Origin of the sequence: Mesorhizobium sp. M2E.F.Ca.ET.219.01.1.1, assembly GCF_004016445.2 — a bacterium.
Classification (GTDB): Bacteria; Pseudomonadota; Alphaproteobacteria; order Rhizobiales; family Rhizobiaceae; genus Mesorhizobium.
In genome coordinates, this window is record NZ_SADT02000048.1 from 1 (window position 1) to 463 (window position 463).

General features: G+C 63.5%; 1 protein-coding gene. It reads left to right on the top strand.

The features are described from left to right. A partial coding sequence (locus EN862_RS34855; protein WP_193771628.1) for a fumarylacetoacetate hydrolase family protein occupies positions 1-463 on the top strand: 463 nt, incomplete at both ends.

Consider the following 463-nt stretch of genomic DNA (forward strand, 5'->3'; position numbering starts at 1 on the left):
AACTCACCGAGGAGCAGCGCGCCATCCAGGAGATGGCCGAGGCCTTCGCCGCCGATTTCCCGCTCGACGCCATCACCTACGACATCCCCATTCCCTCCCCGGAAAAAATCATCTGCGTCGGCGTCAACTATCCCGACCGCAACGAGGAGTACAAGGACGGGCAGGCGGCACCTTCGAACCCGTCGCTGTTCATTCGCTTTGCCAGTTCCTTCGTCGGTCATGGCGCGCCGCTGGTGCGGCCGCCGGAATCATCACAGCTCGACTACGAGGGCGAAATCGTCATCGTCATCGGCAAGAGCGGCCGCCGCGTCGCCGAGGCCGACGCGCTCGGCCATATCGCAGCACTTTCGCTGTGCAACGAAGGCACGATCCGCGACTGGGTGCGCCACGCCAAGTTCAACGTCACGCAAGGCAAGAACTTTGATCGCACCGGCGCGATCGGACCATGGCTGGTGCCGTTGAC